This window comes from Micromonospora violae, assembly GCF_004217135.1.
Classification (GTDB): Bacteria; Actinomycetota; Actinomycetes; order Mycobacteriales; family Micromonosporaceae; genus Micromonospora; species Micromonospora violae.
This window is the reverse complement of the sequence record NZ_SHKK01000001.1, coordinates 4,481,541-4,497,206: the sequence shown is the minus strand read 5'-3', so window position 1 is coordinate 4,497,206 and position 15,666 is coordinate 4,481,541. Positions and strand designations below refer to the sequence as shown.

Sequence of the window (15,666 nt, the reverse complement as noted above, 5' to 3'; positions counted from 1 at the left end):
TTCGGCCCGGGTCAGCGGCCGGCGTAGGTCATGCAGTCGGCCATGTCGTTGTCCGGGCCGACCCGGATGGACGTCGCGTGGCACTCCAACTGCTCGTTGTGCCGGCAGTCGGATCGTTGGCAGGCACCCACCTGCGCGATCAGGCTCTCCACGCCGCCCTGGACCGGCGACTCGACGAAGGTGTGGCAGTGTGCGTGATCCATGCTGCCGATGGTGATCGCGAAGGCGTGGCAGTCACCCGACTGGTTGTACGCGCACGCGGCGACCACACATTCCTGGACTCGGGGCATCTCCAACGCTGCGGTCATGCCGACCTCCTCTAGGCTCCTGCCCCGATCGTAGGCATATGTCGGTCGGCGGAACCGCGATATGGCGACCTGCGGACGGGGCGCACGGCTGATCGACGTAAACCCGGGCACCCGAGTCGAGCACGCCTCAGACGCGGAAGCCGGCGGCCCGGGCGGCCGCTCGTTCCCGGCGTCGCTCGGAGCGGCGGCGGACGAACCAGAAGGTGAAGACGACCAGGCCGACCAGGAAGACGAGCACCAGCACCGGCAGGAGGATCGCCGCCAGGGAGACCACCACACTGGTGGCGTCCTCGGCGGTGCTGGCGACCGGGGCGCCGAACCCGGCGGTGGTCGCGTTGATCACCGGGCGGGCCGCGGACTTGAGCAGGTGCATGCCCAACGCCAGCAGGACGCCGGCGACGACCGGCACCCACTGGTGGGACGAGAAGAAGCTCCCCGGGTCGCTGACCGTCACCGTCTCCGACGAGGAGCCCGCGCCGAAGGCCAGGCCACCGGCGGTGGGCCGGACCACTGTCTGCACCACGTCGTTGATGTGGTCGACCACGGGCACCTTGTCCGCCACCATCTCCACGGCGAGCAGCGCGGCCATGATGGCGATGACCCAGCCGTTGCCGAGCCAGGTCCAGCCGCTGGGCAGGTCGATCAGGTCGCTGTAGCGGCTGAGCAGGCCGAGGATGAGCAGGGGTATGTAGGCGTTCAGGCCCGCCGAGGCGGCGAGACCGGTGCCGGTGAGGACTTCGAACACGGTCTCAGCATCGCATCGACGCGCCAGTGCCGCTCGCTGGCGACCGGCGGGGGCTCGGCTACCCTCGTCAGGTGCGGTTGGTCATTGCGAAGTGCTCGGTGGACTACGTCGGACGGCTCTCGGCTCACCTGCCGCTGGCCACCCGGTTGCTGATGGTGAAGGCGGACGGGTCGGTGTCCATCCACGCCGACGACCGGGCGTACAAGCCGTTGAACTGGATGAGCCCGCCGTGTCGGCTGGAGGAGGCCCCCGGTGTGTGGCGGGTCGTCAACAAGGCCGGCGAGGAGCTGCGGATCACCCTGGAGGAGATCTTCCAGGACACCTCGTACGAGCTGGGGGTGGATCCGGGCCTGCGCAAGGACGGGGTGGAGGCGCACCTGCAGGAGTTGCTGGCCGCCAACCCGGGCACCCTCGGTGAGGGGTTCACGCTGGTCCGCCGTGAGTACATGACGGCGATCGGCCCGGTCGACCTGCTGTGCCGCGACGCCAACTCCGCCTCGGTCGCCGTCGAGGTCAAGCGGCGTGGCGACATCGACGGGGTGGAGCAGTTGACCCGCTACCTCGAGTTGATGAACCGCGACCCGCTGCTCAGCCCGGTCACCGGGGTCTTCGCCGCTCAGGAAATCAAGCCGCAGGCCCGGGTCCTCGCCACCGACCGGGGTATCCGGTGTGTGGTCGTGGACTACGACAAGCTGCGCGGCATCGTGAAGGACGAGCTGACGCTCTTCTGACCGGCGCCCTACCCGGTGCGCACCGCGATCAGTGACTTCGGCAGGCCGAACACCCGCTCCACCAGGATGGTCGAGTCCGGGAAGTAGTGGCGCATCTGCGAGCGGTCCAACAGCTCGGTCCAGAGCACCTGGTGGATGGCGGCGTCGTGGCTGCGGGTGGGCTTGTGCCCCAGCGGCCAGCGTCGGGCCAGCGCGGTGCGCAGTCGTACCGGCAGGAACTGCATTCCCGGCGCGATCCAGTGTGGCTCGATGGGGAAGTAGCGGTAGGGCGTCTGCACCCAGTGCCGGTCGGCCAGGGAACGGGCGGCGGCGGCAAACCGGATCCGGCGTTCGTGCCCGCCCACATGCTCCAGCACCGAGTTGGAGAAGACCAGGTCGTAGCCGCCCTTGGTGAGGTGCGGGGGCAGGTCGCAGGCGTCGGCCTGCTCGACGTGGGCCCACTCCGGAACGATGGTGGGCGGCTTCTCCAGGTTGACGACTGTCACGCGGGCCGGCCGGACGGTGGCGCGGTGCCAGGTGCCGAGCCGACCGCCGAGGTCGACCACGTGCATGTCGCCGATGTCCGGGAAGGTGCGCGCCAACCAGTCCGACCGGTGCTGACGCCGTCGGGCGCTCCACGACTGGTCACTGTCGACAAGGCGGTAGCGCAATCGATTGGGGCCCATTTAACGCAATGTACCGCCGCGACCACACGTGTAAACATGTGGATGCGCCGATACTTTGTGGGTGATCGGTTATCCGACACTTACCTTCCGTACATGACCTTGATGGCCTTGACGAGTCGGGCCACGTCGGTGGGGGTGCGGTCGAAGGTCATCGACGGCAGCAGCGACCGGGCGCGACGTCGGGTGACCGCCTTGGCCCGGCCGAACTCACGCAGGCCGTCCTCCCCGTGGATCCGACCGAAGCCGGAGTCGCCGACACCGCCGAACGGCAGGGTGGACATGCCGGCGAAGGTCAGCGTCGAGTTGATCGAGGCCATCCCGGAGCGCAACCGCCGGGCGACGGCCACCGCGCGCCGCCGGCCGAAGACCGAACCCCCGAGGCCGTACGACAGCGCGTTGGCACGGCTGACGGCCTCGTCGGCGTCGCGGACCCGGCTGATGGTCAGCGTGGGGCCGAAGGTCTCCTCGCGGATCGCGGCCGACTCCTCCGGGACGTCCACCAGCACGGTGGGGTGGACGTACGGCGGCTGTACGGCGCTCGGGCCGCCGAGCACGGCGCGCCCGCCGGACGTGATGGCGGCGTCGATGTGCCGACGGATCACGTCGATCTGCTGGGGCATGGTGATCGGGCCGATGTCGGTGCCCTCCGGCCCGACCGTCAGTCGACCGGCGCGGGCCACCACCTTGTCGACGAAGGCGTCGAAGACGGCGTCGACGGCGTACACCCGCTCGATGCCGATGCAGGTCTGGCCCGCGTTGGTCATGCCACCCCAGACGCACGCCTCGGCGGCCGCGTCCAGGTCGGCGTCGCTGTCCACGATCATGGCGTCCTTGCCGCCGCCCTCGATGAGCACCGGCGTCAGCGTCTCGGCGCAGGCGGCCATCACCTTGCGGGCGGTGGCGGTGGAGCCGGTGAAGGCCAGCTTGTCGACCCCGGAGCGGCACAGCGCCGCGCCGACGTCGCCCAGCCCGTGCACGGCGGTGAACACCGGCTGCTCGGGCACCACCTCGGCGAAGCTGTCCACCAGCCACTGGCCGACGGCGGGCGTGTATTCGCTCGGCTTGAGCACCACGGCGTTCCCGGCGGCGAGGGCGTACGCGGCAGAGCCGATCGGCGTGAAGACCGGATAGTTCCACGGCCCGATCACGCCGACCACCCCGTGGGGCTGGTATTCGAGGTGCCCGGAGAACTCGGCGAGGATGAGTCGGGACCGCACCCGGCGTGGGCCGAGGACCCGGCCGGCGTTGCGGGCAGCCCAGTCGATGTGCTCGATCGCGGTGACGATCTCGACGATGGCGTCGGCGACCGGCTTGCCGCCCTCGACGTGCACCAACTCGGCCACCTGCTCGATCCGCTTGGCGAGCAGGGCGCGCCACCGCAGCATCCGTTCGCGGCGGCCGGTGAAGCCCAGACCGGCCCACCACGCGCCGGCGACGCGGGCGCGGCCGACGGCCTGCCGCACGTCGGCGTCGGTGGCGACCGGCAGCCGACCGGCCTCGACACCGGTCGCCGGGTTGGTGGAGATCAGCCGGCCCGCCTCGATGACCGGAACGCCCGGGATATGCACTGCCGTCATGGCGGAAGTCTAGACCCGAAGATTACTCACCGGTAGGGTGCCGGATTTGGGGTGCGGGGATCGGCGTCGCACCGACCCGACCGGTCGTTGATCAGTGCAGGTCAGGGTGTTGGTGACGGGTGCGGCCCGCCCGAATCGTTGAACGGCAGGTGGCCGGGAGGTGACGAGAGGCTAGCCGGCCGGTCGGTATTGACGACTACCGTCTGATGGCAAGCTGACGCGCGGAGTGACGGTGTGGGGTGGAGGGCTGACTGTCCATGGAGGAACATCCGGAACTGTTGCCGCTGTTGACGGTCGCCGGTGGACCGATGCGCGGCGCGAGTTTTCGCATGCGAACCGAGCCGCAGGTGATCGGCCGAGCACCGACCGGCCAGGTGGTCATCAACGACCCGCACCTGAGCCGGCGCCACGCCGAGGTGTGGCTGGCTCCCGAGGGCCCCTCCCTGCGGGACCTGGGCTCCACCAACGGCACCTGGCTCAACGACCGGCGGATCACCGAGGTGGAACGACTCTCCGACGGGGACGTCATCCGGCTGGGCCGCACCGAACTGCGCCTGTTCGACCCCGGGGTGGCGCTCACCGATCCGGTGGGGCTGAGCTTCGGCCCGTCCCGGCGCGACGTCCGACCGACGCTGCCGCTGCCGCTGGCCGTGCCGCCCGGCACCCGTCGCTGATCCCTGGCGTCCGACCACACCGGGCTGCCCCGCCGGGTGGTGGCCGGCCACCTGGACCGGCGGAAACCCGCGTGGCAGCATGCCGCGGATGGACACCGAGCAGCGGACCGTGACGGCGAACGGCATCACCCAGGCGGTACGGGTGGCCGGCCCGCCGGACGGCACGCCGGTGCTGCTGATCCACGGCAACTGCTCATCCGCGCTGTTCTGGGAGCCGCTGGTTCGGCGGCTGCCACCGACGCTGCGGGTGGTCGCCCCCGACCTGCGCGGGTACGGCGACTCCGCGACCGCCCCGGTGGACGCCACCCGGGGCCTGCGGGACTTCGCCGACGACGTGGCCGCCCTGCTGGACGACCCGACGCTCTTCGGCGCCGACGCGCGCCCCGTGGTGGTCGGGCACTCCCTCGGCGGTGGAGTGGCGATGCGCCTGCTCGTCGACCACCCGCACCGGGTGGCGGCGTTGCTGCTCGCCGCGCCGGTCTCCCCGTACGGCTTCGGTGGCACCCGTGACCTGACGGGCACGCCGACCACCCCCGACTTCGCCGGCACCGGCGCCGGCACGGCCAACCCGGACTTCGTCGCCCGCCTCGCGGCCGGCGACCGCAGCGCGGACGCCCCGGCCAGCCCACGCGCCGTGCTGCGAGCCACCTATGTGGCCGATCCCGCCTCGCTCGGCGCGGACGAGGACCTGCTGCTGGACACGGTGCTCTCCACCGCCACCGGGGACGACAACTACCCGGGTACGTCGATGCCGTCGGCGAATTGGCCGGGTACCGCGCCGGGGGAGCGCGGGGTGCTCAACGCGCTCGCGCCGACCTGGTTCCGGCTCGCCGACGAGCTGGTGGCCGTCGCCGACAAACCTCCGGTCACCTGGGTACGCGGGGACGCCGACGTCATCGTCTCGGACACGTCGCTGTTCGACCTGGCGTACCTGGGTTCGCTGGATCTCGTGCCCGGCTGGCCCGGCGCGGACGCCTGCCCACCCCAGCCGATGGTCGGGCAGACCCGGGCGGTGCTCGATCGGTACGCGGCGGCCGGCGGCGCGTACCACGAGGTGGTGCTCCCCGGCTGCGGGCACAGCCCGCACCTGGAGCGCCCGGCGGAGTTCGTCACCGAGTTGCTGGCCCTGACCAGCCGGTCGACCGTCTGACCGACGCCCCCGGCGGTCGGCCGGGAAGCAGCGCCGTGCCGTGGGTGAAATATGCCACGGCGTCTCGACAACTCACCGGCACGTGGCAGACTCGCGCGCATAACCTTAGCGGCCGTTCAGCGGCCGTGCGGAGTCTCTGGGGAGGCCGGTCGTGGCGCGCGAGTTCAGCACCGTTGGCGTGGTGGGGCTGGGCACCATGGGTGCCGGCATCGTCGAGGTCTTCGCCCGCAACGGCATCGACGTGGTGGCCGTGGAGATCTCCGCGCCGGCGCTGGAGCGCGGCCGGGCCACCCTCACCGGCTCCACCGATCGGGCGGTCGCCAAGGGCAAGCTCGCCGAGGCCGACCGCGACGCCCTGCACGAGCGGGTGCACTTCGCGGTCGGGCTGGAGGCACTGCACTCCGTCGACCTGGTCATCGAGGCGGTGCCCGAACACCTCGACCTCAAGCAGCGGATCTTCGCGGAGCTGGACCGGGTCTGCCGACCGGAGGCGATCCTCGCCACCAACACCTCGTCGCTGAGCGTCACCGAGATCTCGGTCGCCACCAGCCGACCCAACCAGGTGATCGGCATCCACTTCTTCAACCCGGCCCCGGTCATGAAGCTGGTCGAGGTGGTCCGCACCGTCGTCACCGCACCCGAGGTGGTCGCCGACGTCGAGGCGCTCTGCACCCGCCTCGGCAAGGTCGACGTCACCATCAACGACCGGGCCGGATTCATCGCCAACGCCCTGCTCTTCGGCTACCTCAACCACGCCGTCGGCATGTTCGAGTCGCACTACGCGACCCGGGAGGACATCGACGCCGCGATGAAGCTCGGCTGCGGCCTGCCGATGGGCCCACTGGCCCTGATGGACCTGATCGGCCTGGACACCGCGTACGAGATCCTGGACACCATGTACCGGCGTGGCGGGCGGGACCGCCGGCACGCACCGGTGCCGCTGCTCAAGCAGATGGTGACGGCGGGGCTGCTCGGCCGGAAGTCGGGCCGGGGCTTCTACACCTACGAGCGGCCCGGCTCCCCGGTGGTCGTACCGGATGAGGCGACGCCGCTGGCCACGGAGGCCGCGTTCGCCGACGGGGCCCGCGCCATCGCCAAGGTTGGTGTGGTGGGTTCCGGGACGATGGCCACCGGGATCATCGAGGTCTTCGCGAAGGCCGGCTACGAGGTCATCTCGGTGACCCGCGGCATGGAGAAGTCCGCGAAGGTCTGCGAGGCGGTGAAGACCTCGCTGAACAAGGGCGTGGTGCGGGGCAAGCTCGCCGAAGCCGATCGGGACGCCGCCCTGGGCCGGATCAGCTGGTCGGCGACGCTCGACCACCTCGCCGACGTCGACCTGGTGGTCGAGGCGGTCGTCGAGGAGCTGAGCGTCAAGAAGGCCCTCTTCGCGAGCCTCGACGAGATCTGCAAGCCGGGCGTGGTGCTGGCCACCACCACCTCGTCGCTGCCGGTGATCGACGTGGCGATGGCCACCCAGCGGCCGGCCGACGTGGTGGGGCTGCACTTCTTCAACCCGGCGCCGGTGATGCCGCTGGTCGAGGTCGTCCGCACCATCCGCACCTCACCGGAGGCCACCGCCACCGCTCGCGCCGTCTGCGCCGCGCTCGGCAAGACCGGTGTGGTCTGCGGCGACCGGTCCGGCTTCATCGTCAACGCGCTGCTCTTCCCGTACCTCAACGACGCGGTGAAGATGCTGGAGGCCAGCTACTCGACGGCCGACGACATCGACCACGCCATGAAGCTGGGCTGCGGCTACCCGATGGGCCCGTTCGAGCTGCTCGACGTGGTCGGGCTGGACGTCTCCCTGGCGATCCAGCGTGAGCTGTACCTGGAACTACGCGAGCCGGGCTTCGCGCCCGCACCGCTGCTGGAGCACCTGGTCACCGCCGGCTACCTGGGTCGCAAGACCCGCCGCGGCTTCCGCGACCACTCCCACCGCTGACCGGTCAACGCCTGCGGGTGCTCACCGCGTCTGCAGAGTGTGACCTTCGAGGAGTACGTCAGCAGCCGGGGTCCGGCGCTGGTCCGGCTCGCCCGGCTACTGACCGGTGACGAACACCGGGCCGAGGACCTCACCCAGGACGTGCTGTCCCAGGCGTACGTGCGGTGGCGCAGGATCGCGCGCGCCGACCGGCCCGACGTGTACGTGCGCCGCATGCTGGTCAACGCCAACATCTCCTGGTGGCGCCGCCGGTCCAATCGGGAGCTGGCGGTCGACACCTTCGCCGAGCGGGCACACCGTGGCGACCTCGGCGGTGAAGCGGCCGACCGGGACGAGATGTGGCGGCTGATCCTCGGCCTGCCCGACCGTCAGCGGGCGGTCCTGGTGCTGCGCTACTACGAGGACCTCGACGACGCGACCATCGCCCAGATCCTGGACTGCTCGCCGGTCACCGTCCGCACCCACGCGATGCGGGCGCTCGCCAACCTCCGGGAGCGCTGCGGTGCCCCGGCCACCAACGGGAGCCGACCGTGACCGACCTTGACCAGCGCATCGATCAGACGCTGCGCGAACACGCGGAAGGTCCGGTCGACGCCGACCGACTGTTGGTCCACGCGGTGCTCCGGGGGCGGAGCCGGGTGCGTCGGCGGCGCGCGGCCGGCACCGGGGTCGCCGTCGGTGTGGCCGCCCTGCTCGGGTTCGGCGCGGTCGCCGCTCCGATGGACCGGCTGCCCCGCCTGGGGCCGGCGATCACCCCCGGGCTGACCGAGGCCGCGGTGCCCCTCATCCCACCGCGGGTCGACGGCGCTCCCGGCGCGGCGGCCCGGCCCGACCAGATCGGCAAGGATCCGACCCTGCTGCACATCGGCCTCGCCCCGGGCGGCCCCCGCTACCTGGAGTGGGCCGTCGCTGGCGGCAAGGAGACCGCGAAGCTCGACGTCGGCGGCCGTACGGTCACCGTCGAGCTGACCTCGATCGACGTGCTGCGACTCACCGGCGCCTGGAACATGCCGCCGCTGGACGGCCCTGGCGGCAACCGCTACGACGGCTCGGTGGTCCACGCCGACGGGCCGGACGGTGTGCCGATCTGGCGGCGCTACTGGCAGCCGGCCCCCGGCGTGTACGCCGGAGCCAGCGTGCCCGGCCCGGACGAAGCCCCCTTGTACGACGCGGCCGAGGCGCTCCGGCTCGATCAGGCGTACGGGTGCACCGGCCCACTGCGGTTGACCGCACTGCCGGCCGGTGCGCAGCTCACCAGATGTTCGACGGTCGTCGGCACCTTCCCGGCTGCGTACGCGGTGATGCTGGCGGTCATTGACGACGACCGGGACATGGGGATCACCGTCGAGTTGCAGTACGCGGGCACCACCGTGACGGACAAGCCACCGGCGAACCGGACGATCGACGGCAGGCCCGCCCACCTCGACCCCGGTGGTGCACGGCTGGAGCTTCTGGACATCCCTCGGGCCCAACTGTTCGCCACCTTCAATTACGAGCGGTCCCTCAGCGAGGCCCAGGCGGAGACCGTGCTGGGCGGGGCGCGGGTCGCCGAGCACCTGGATCAGCCCGGGACCTGGTGACCGCCCCGGGCGGCCTCGCCCGCCGGACGTACGCTTGGTGACTGTGAGCCCCCGTCGCAATCGCCCTCGCCGGGACGACAACGCCAACCTGGACGCCGACCGGGTCCGGCAGGGCGTCGCCTCGGTGCAGCAGTGGACCGACGGCGCCTGGCAGGTGCGGGGGATCGGCGCGGGTGCGTCGGTCAAGACGTACCGTTGTCCCGGTTGTGACCAGGAGATCCGGCCCGGGGTGGCACACCTGGTGGCCTGGCCGGCGGACGGCCTGGGTGATCTGACCGACCGGCGGCACTGGCACAGCGGCTGCTGGCGCGCCCGGGACCGGCGCGGCCCGGCGGTGCAGCGCGGTCGGGGCACCCCGCGCTACTGACCGATCCCCGTTGAGCGACCTGGATCACGCTGTTCGCGCCTGGGCGGGCGGTGACGGCGACTTCGCGCCAGACTGGGGCGGTGAGCACAGCGATCCGCGCGTCGTCGATCCTGCCCGGCCGCCGGGAGGACATCGAGCTGCACACCGCAGACGGTCTGCAGCTGGTGGGTGAGCTGGCCCTGCCGGCCGACCGCCCGCCGGTGGCCACCCTGGTCTGCCTGCACCCGCTGCCCACCCACGGCGGAATGATGGACAGCCACGTGTTCCGCAAGGCGGCCTGGCGGCTGCCCGCCCTGGCCGACCTGGCCGTGCTGCGGTTCAACACCCGCGGCACCAGCAGCGTGCGCGGCACCAGCGAAGGCGCGTTCGACGCCGCGGTGGGGGAGCGGTACGACGTGGCCGCCGCCATCGAGTACGCGGAGTTCGCCGAGCTGCCCAACATCTGGCTGGTCGGCTGGTCGTTCGGCACCGACCTGGCGCTGAAGTACGGCTGCGACCCGACGATCGCCGGAGCGATCCTGCTCTCTCCACCGCTGCGCTTCTCCGCCCCCGACGACCTGGCCACCTGGGCCAGCTCGGGTCACCCGCTGGTGGCGCTGGTGCCGGAGTTCGACGACTACCTGCGCCCCACCGAGGCACGGGAGCGGTTCGCCGCCGTGCCGCAGGCCGAGGTGGTCGGGGTGTCGGGTGCCAAGCACCTCTGGGTGGGCGACGCGGAGACAGTGCTCGACGAGATCGTCCGACGGGTCAACCCGGCCGTCGAGGTGCCACTGCCGACGACCTGGGACGGCCCGATGGAGGCCGGCGACGTCAGCGCGTACGCCGACCGGACGGTGGCCGCCTTCGCCGAAACGCCCGTCCCCGGCCCCGCCGCCGGCCAGGCCGGCTGACGCCCCGGCCGCTGCTCAGGGCGGCTGACGCCCCGGCCGGCTGGTCTGGCCGGTCAGCGGCGCTCCTGGCGGGGCAGCACCACCTCGCGCAGGATCAGTTGCAGCGCGGCCACCGTGGGGATGGCGATCAGCGCGCCCACCACACCCAGCAGCGACACCCCGAGCAGCGCGGCCAGCAGGGCGGCCACCTCGTTGACCTCCACCGAACGCCGCATCACCTTCGGGTAGATGAGGTAGTTCTCCACCTGCTGGTAGATGAGGAAGAAGACCGCGCAGGCGATGCCGGTGGGCAGGTCGACGGCGAAGCCGACCAGGCTCACGATCACCGCGCCCAGGGTGGCACCGATCTGCGGGATCAGGTCGGTCACCGCGACCACCACGGCCAGCGCGAACGGGTACGGCAGGTCGACGATCAGCGCGAAGACGAAGGTGGTCGCGCCGGCCAGCACCGCGATACTCAACGCGCCCACCATGTACGAGCCGACCTTCGCCAGAATCTCGTCGCCGATCAACTGCACCCGCTGCCGCCGGGACCGGGGCACCAACGAGTAACCCAGCGACCGCAGCCGGTCGAAGTAGGCCAGGAAGTAGATCGTCAAGACCAGCACGGTCAGCGTCCGGAAGACCGTGCCGAAGATCAGTTGTGCGCCACCCAGCACCCCGCCGAGCGCCCGCCCGACCGTCTGCGCGTTGGCCGCGCCCTGCACCCGCTGCACCACGTCGTACCGCTCCACCAGGTCGTTGACCGTCGGGTTGCGGCGCAACTCGTCGAGCAGGCTCGGGATCTGGTCGATGAACTGCCCCGACTGGGTGACGATCGGCGGGACCAGCGCCACCACACCCCCGCAGAGCAGCAGCACCACCGTCAACGCGACCGCCGCCACCGCCAGGCCGTGCGGCACACCCCAGCGGCGTAGCCGGACCACCGCCGGGTTGAGGCCGACCGCGAGGAAGAGCGCGATCACCACCAGCACCAGGATGCCGCCGGCGTTGCGAATCCCCAGATAGAGGGTGTACGCCAGCAGCACGCCCAGCGCGCCGGTGAAGCCGATCAGGAAGCTGCTGCGGCGCAGGGGCCGCCCGGGTGTGCCGAACTTCCCGGACGGGACCGCCGGCAATTCGTCCGGGTCGACCCCCGGGACGGGAACCGGCACCGGCGGTGGCGTCTCGGCTGCCGTCGGTGTCTCGGCCGGCGGTGGCGTTTCGCCGGACGGGTCGTGCTGCGGATTGTGCTGCGGATTGTGCTGCGGCACCAGGAACCCCCCGGCTCAGGTGGTGGAACGACGGGTGACGGCCACGAACGCCCGCCACGCGTCCGGCGCGAACACCAACACCGGGCCGGTCGGGTCCTTGCTGTCCCGTACCCCCACCATCCCGGGCAGATTGTCCGCCACCTCGACGCACTCACCGTTCCCGCTGCGAGTGGAGGTGCGCCGAACTGCGCCGCTCAGGTGCATGAATTCGCTGCTTCCTTCATCAGGTCTGTCGAGTGCCGATGAGAAAGCGCTTCGTTCCGAACCGTCTCCCATCGTGAGAGCAGCGTAGCTATGTGACCACCTTGGTCAACCACGACGCGGGCAAGCTGGGTTTCGAGATTGCCGACCCAACCACCGTCCGCGCTGCGCGCAGGCGTGAAGGGTCCGGACCTCCCGCGCAACCAGCTCGGTTGGCCGTCGTCGACTAACTCAAACTCACCGTCAAACCCGTCGACCGCCCGCTCGGTCACCCGATGATCGACCCGCCACCCGATGATCGACCCGCCACCCGATGTCGTCTCACCCCGGCCAGCGGGTAGATCTTGGACAGTTTCCGTTACGCGCTGACGGAAACTGTCCAAGACCTGGTGGTGCGGTGGCTTCCAGGCGGTGAAGGCTGTCCGGCTGCTGCCCGCCGATGACGCCGACGCACTCGAATGGCTCGCCTTCGAACAGGCGGGTGTCCTCAGGACCGCGCAGGTGTCCGCGCTGCTCAGCGACGGGGCGGTGCGAGGGCGGATCCGCTCCGGCCGGTGGCGGTCGATCTGTCGGGGAATCGTGCTGACCGGCAACGGCCGCCTGACCCGCGACCAACAGCTCTGGGTGGCGGTGCTGGCCGCCGGGCCAGGGGCGCTGCTGGCCGGGGTGACCGCCGCCGCGGAGGCCGGGGTACGAGGGCTGCGGCGTGAACCGCTGCGCGTGCTGGTGCCGGCCACCCGCCGGGCCGCCCGGACCTCGCTGCGCCGCCTGCCGATCGACATGCCGGCGGTGCTGGTGCACCGCACGTCGGTGCTGCCGGAGTCGCACCGGCAACTCGCCCGCCCGCCGCGCACCACAACGGCCAGGGCCTGCGTCGACGCGGCCGGGTGGGCGGTCGGTGTGGACGAGGCGCAAGGGGTGCTGGCCGCCGCCTGCCAGCAGCGTCGGGTGCTGCCCGAGGAGTTGCAGGCGGTCCTCGACGTGCTGCCCCGGGCACCGCGCCGGCGCCTGATCGCGCAGACGGTCGGCGACATCGCGGGCGGCGCCCAGGCGCTCTCAGAGATCGATTTTCTGCGACTGTGCCGACGACACCGACTGCCCATGCCTGATCTTCAGGAGCATCGGGTCGACGCGGCGGGTCGACACCGCTGGCTGGACGCGTACTGGCGGAAGTGGCGGGTGCAGGTGGAGATCGACGGAGCGCACCACATGGACGCCAAACAGTGGGCGGCGGACATGCGCCGGCAGAACGATGTGTGGACCAGTGGCGACCGGATCCTGCGCTTCCCCGCCTGGCTGGTCCGTGCCCGCCCGGACGAGGTCGCCGACACCGTCCGCCGCGCGCTGATCGCGGCCGGCTGGACACCCACCCCCGCGCCGTCCCCCACATAAGTGAACCTTGGACACTTTCCGTCATCCGCTGACGGAAAGTGTCCAAGATCTTGGAGCTCGTGCGGGTTCGCGTACCCGTCAATCCTTTTCGATGGTGACCTTGCTGGGCTTGGCGCTGCGCTCGTCGGTGGTCGGCTTGGTGGGCCGCTTGCCGTTCTCACCGGTGCTAGTGATCTTGGTGGGCTTGGCGCCCCGGCCACCCTCACCCGGAACGGCGGCCACGGTCGGCTCGCCGTCCACCCCGGCGCTCGCCGTCCCACCATCCACCGTGGTCACCGGCTCGGCCACCGGCCGTGTCGTGGGCTGCCCGGACTCCTCCGCACCCGCGTTCACCGGCTGCCTGGTGTCGGCGGCCTCGGCCTTCAGACCGGTGGCCGGACCCGACCCGACGGTCGCGCCGGCGGTAACGCTCACGCCGTCGTCACCACCATCGGGTACGCCCCCACTCGCGCCGTCCTCCGCGGTCGGGCCGTCGATGGGGCCGGCGACGCTCTGCAACCGCAGCTCGGACATCTGACGCTGAAGCTCGTCGGACTCCTGCCGCGCCTTCCAGGTCTCCTGCCGCAGATCCGCCAGCTGCTGCTGGGCCTGGGCGATCTCCAGCATCACCTGGGCCAACTGCTGCCGGCCCGCCGCCGCCTCCTGCTGGGTCGCCGCCAGGTGCTGCTGGGTGGTGGCCAGGTGCTGCTGCGTGGTGGCCGCGTACTCCTCGAACTGCCGCCGCGACGCCGCGACATGCTCGTCGGCCGCGCGGCGCTTCTCGCTGGCCTCGGTCTCGGCCCGGCTCAGCAGCTCGGCGGCCTCCGCCTCGGACCGCTGACGCAGCGACGCCGCGTCCTGCTCGGCGGCCTCACGGACAGCCGCCGCGCCCTGCTCGATCTCGTTCTTGCGGGCGGTGTAATCGGTCTCCAACTCGTTCTTGTGGGTCGAGTACTCCGTCTCCAGCTCGTCCCGGCGAGTGGTGAACCCGCTCTCCAGCTCCTGCTGACGGCTGGTGAACGCGGCCTCCAGCTCCTGCTGGCGCGACGTGTGCTGCTTGTCCAGCTCATCGCGGCGCTTGGCGAACTCCTGCTCCGCAGTGGACCGTCGCTGCGCCAGCTCCCGGTCGGCCGCCTCCCGACGGGAGTTGACCTCCTGCTCCACCCCGGCCCGCCACGCGCCCAACTCCTGCTGGGTCTGCGCCCGGGTCTGCTGCACGTACGCTTCGGTCTCGGCGCGCATCCGCTGCACGTACGCCTCAGTCTCGGCGCGGCTGCGCTTCGCCGACTCGGTGGCCTGCGTCGTCAGCCGCTCGGCCTCCTGCTGCGCCTTCGCGCGGGTGGCCCGCCCGGCCATCGACGCGTCGTCGATGATCTGCTTGGCCTCCTGCTGCGCCTTGGCGTGGGTGGCCCGCCCGGCCTCGGTCGCCGTGTCGGTGAGCCGCTTGGCCTCCTGGAGGGCCTTGGCGTGCACCTCCTTGGCCGCATCGCGCAGCTCGCTGGCTTCCTGCCGGGCGTTGGCCAGCGTCTCGCGGGCCGTCTCGCGCAGCTTGGTGGCTTCCTGCTGGGCCCGGGTGTGAATCTCCTTGGCGGAGTCCCGCAGTTGGGTGGCCTCCTGCTGGGCCTTCGCGAGCGCGTCCTGCGCCGTTTTGCGCAACTGCGCCGACTCGTCCTTCGCCGCCCGTAGGGTCGCGTCGGCCTCGGCCCGCCGGGCGGAGCTGTGCCGCTCCTCCTCCGCGCGCCGGGCGGCGAGGGCGATCTCAAAGTCCTTCAGAGCCCGCGCGGCCTGCTCACGGGCCTCTTCGATGATGTGCTCGGCGGCGGCACGGCGGGCCTCGATCTCCCCGTTCGCGTCGGCGAGGATCTGTTCCGCCTGCTCCTCGGCGAGAGTGAGGATCGACTCGACGCGCGGGCCGAGGTGCCGGAACGAGGCCCGGTCGACCACGTTCATCTGCTTGCGCACCTGGGTCAGGTCGCGCTGGAGAACCTCGACCTGGCCGGCGAGCTTGTGGATCTGTGTGTACGCCTGTTCCCGTTCGGCAGCGAGGGTCGCGATCTCGTGCTCAGCACGTGCGACATAACGGTCGACCTGTTTCTTCTCGTACCCCCGCAGAGCGGACTCGAAGCTGGGCTCCGTCGTCACGTCCCCGCCGAGAGCGAACAGTTCCTCGCCGTGCGACATGCCCCCATCCTCACACGCAACGGGCCCTGCT

The 15,666-nt window shown here is 71.4% G+C and carries 16 protein-coding genes; 9 read left to right on the top strand and 7 right to left on the bottom strand.

Annotated features, from left to right (window positions below):
- Window positions 1-11 precede the first annotated feature (11 nt).
- Together EV382_RS19940 and EV382_RS19935 are read right to left on the bottom strand one after the other, a co-directional pair.
- On the bottom strand, window positions 12-308 hold the full coding sequence (locus EV382_RS19940) for a DUF1540 domain-containing protein (protein WP_130404070.1): 297 nt from the start codon (window positions 306-308) through the stop codon (window positions 12-14).
- Between the two features lie 127 nt (window positions 309-435).
- Complete coding sequence (locus EV382_RS19935) at window positions 436-1,053, bottom strand: DUF4126 domain-containing protein (protein WP_130404068.1); 618 nt, start codon at window positions 1,051-1,053, stop codon at window positions 436-438.
- Window positions 1,054-1,124: 71 nt separating this feature from the next.
- On the opposite strand from EV382_RS19935, the gene nucS reads away from it, so the two are divergent.
- Window positions 1,125-1,784 (top strand): endonuclease NucS, encoded by a 660-nt coding sequence (gene nucS / locus EV382_RS19930; protein ID WP_130404066.1) that lies wholly within the window; start codon window positions 1,125-1,127, stop codon window positions 1,782-1,784.
- An 8-nt stretch (window positions 1,785-1,792) separates the two neighbouring features.
- On the opposite strand, the gene EV382_RS19925 is transcribed toward nucS, so the two are convergent.
- Complete coding sequence (locus tag EV382_RS19925; RefSeq protein ID WP_130404064.1) at window positions 1,793-2,449, bottom strand: class I SAM-dependent methyltransferase; 657 nt, start codon at window positions 2,447-2,449, stop codon at window positions 1,793-1,795.
- Between the two features lie 80 nt (window positions 2,450-2,529).
- Window positions 2,530-4,026 (bottom strand): aldehyde dehydrogenase family protein, encoded by a 1,497-nt coding sequence (locus EV382_RS19920; protein WP_130404062.1) that lies wholly within the window; start codon window positions 4,024-4,026, stop codon window positions 2,530-2,532.
- Between the two features lie 257 nt (window positions 4,027-4,283).
- Between EV382_RS19920 and EV382_RS19915 the strand changes: the two genes are divergently transcribed.
- The 7 genes from EV382_RS19915 (at window position 4,284) to EV382_RS19885 (ending at window position 10,629) form a co-directional block, all read left to right on the top strand.
- Complete coding sequence (locus EV382_RS19915; protein ID WP_130404060.1) at window positions 4,284-4,700, top strand: FHA domain-containing protein; 417 nt, start codon at window positions 4,284-4,286, stop codon at window positions 4,698-4,700.
- Between the two features lie 79 nt (window positions 4,701-4,779).
- Window positions 4,780-5,850: an alpha/beta hydrolase gene (locus EV382_RS19910; RefSeq protein ID WP_425271911.1), complete on the top strand. Its 1,071-nt coding sequence runs from the start codon at window positions 4,780-4,782 to the stop codon at window positions 5,848-5,850.
- Between the two features lie 151 nt (window positions 5,851-6,001).
- A complete protein-coding gene (locus EV382_RS19905; RefSeq protein WP_130404056.1) occupies window positions 6,002-7,792 on the top strand; it encodes a 3-hydroxyacyl-CoA dehydrogenase family protein in 1,791 nt (596 codons plus the stop codon).
- Window positions 7,793-7,831: 39 nt separating this feature from the next.
- Window positions 7,832-8,326, top strand: coding sequence for a SigE family RNA polymerase sigma factor (locus EV382_RS19900; protein ID WP_130404054.1), 495 nt, complete (start codon window positions 7,832-7,834; stop codon window positions 8,324-8,326).
- Window positions 8,323-9,372: a hypothetical protein gene (locus EV382_RS19895; protein ID WP_130404052.1), complete on the top strand. Its 1,050-nt coding sequence runs from the start codon at window positions 8,323-8,325 to the stop codon at window positions 9,370-9,372. The genes EV382_RS19900 and EV382_RS19895 overlap by 4 nt, the downstream gene beginning before the upstream one ends.
- A 43-nt stretch (window positions 9,373-9,415) precedes the next feature.
- Window positions 9,416-9,739, top strand: coding sequence for a hypothetical protein (locus tag EV382_RS19890; protein ID WP_244236765.1), 324 nt, complete (start codon window positions 9,416-9,418; stop codon window positions 9,737-9,739).
- An 80-nt stretch (window positions 9,740-9,819) separates the two neighbouring features.
- Window positions 9,820-10,629: an alpha/beta hydrolase gene (locus tag EV382_RS19885; protein ID WP_130404048.1), complete on the top strand. Its 810-nt coding sequence runs from the start codon at window positions 9,820-9,822 to the stop codon at window positions 10,627-10,629.
- Window positions 10,630-10,682: 53 nt separating this feature from the next.
- Here EV382_RS19885 and EV382_RS19880 read toward each other — a convergent pair whose 3' ends face one another.
- Both EV382_RS19880 and EV382_RS19875 read right to left on the bottom strand, forming a co-directional pair.
- Window positions 10,683-11,783: an AI-2E family transporter gene (locus EV382_RS19880; protein WP_244236976.1), complete on the bottom strand. Its 1,101-nt coding sequence runs from the start codon at window positions 11,781-11,783 to the stop codon at window positions 10,683-10,685.
- Window positions 11,784-11,897: 114 nt separating this feature from the next.
- Window positions 11,898-12,086 carry a DUF397 domain-containing protein gene (locus EV382_RS19875; RefSeq protein ID WP_130404046.1) on the bottom strand — a complete coding sequence of 63 codons (189 nt, stop codon included), beginning with the start codon at window positions 12,084-12,086 and terminating at the stop codon, window positions 11,898-11,900.
- A gap of 408 nt (window positions 12,087-12,494) precedes the next feature.
- On the opposite strand from EV382_RS19875, the gene EV382_RS19870 reads away from it, so the two are divergent.
- Window positions 12,495-13,475: an endonuclease domain-containing protein gene (locus tag EV382_RS19870; protein ID WP_244236764.1), complete on the top strand. Its 981-nt coding sequence runs from the start codon at window positions 12,495-12,497 to the stop codon at window positions 13,473-13,475.
- A 78-nt stretch (window positions 13,476-13,553) separates the two neighbouring features.
- Here the strand turns inward: EV382_RS19870 and EV382_RS19865 are convergent, their stop codons facing one another.
- Window positions 13,554-15,635, bottom strand: a complete 2,082-nt coding sequence (locus EV382_RS19865; protein ID WP_130404044.1) for a coiled-coil domain-containing protein — start codon at window positions 15,633-15,635, stop codon at window positions 13,554-13,556.
- Window positions 15,636-15,666: the final 31 nt, after the last annotated feature.

Bases quoted from the DNA above. Each gene is read 5' to 3' on its own strand.
- EV382_RS19940 (WP_130404070.1), bottom strand. From the start codon at position 308: ATGACCGCAGCGTTGGAGATGCCCCGAGTCCAGGAATGTGTGGTCGCC.
- EV382_RS19925 (WP_130404064.1), bottom strand. From the start codon at position 2,449: ATGGGCCCCAATCGATTGCGCTACCGCCTTGTCGACAGTGACCAGTCG.
- EV382_RS19920 (WP_130404062.1), bottom strand. From the start codon at position 4,026: ATGACGGCAGTGCATATCCCGGGCGTTCCGGTCATCGAGGCGGGCCGG.
- EV382_RS19915 (WP_130404060.1), top strand. From the start codon at position 4,284: ATGGAGGAACATCCGGAACTGTTGCCGCTGTTGACGGTCGCCGGTGGA.
- EV382_RS19910 (WP_425271911.1), top strand. From the start codon at position 4,780: ATGCCGCGGATGGACACCGAGCAGCGGACCGTGACGGCGAACGGCATC.
- EV382_RS19875 (WP_130404046.1), bottom strand. From the start codon at position 12,086: ATGCACCTGAGCGGCGCAGTTCGGCGCACCTCCACTCGCAGCGGGAAC.
- EV382_RS19865 (WP_130404044.1), bottom strand. From the start codon at position 15,635: ATGTCGCACGGCGAGGAACTGTTCGCTCTCGGCGGGGACGTGACGACG.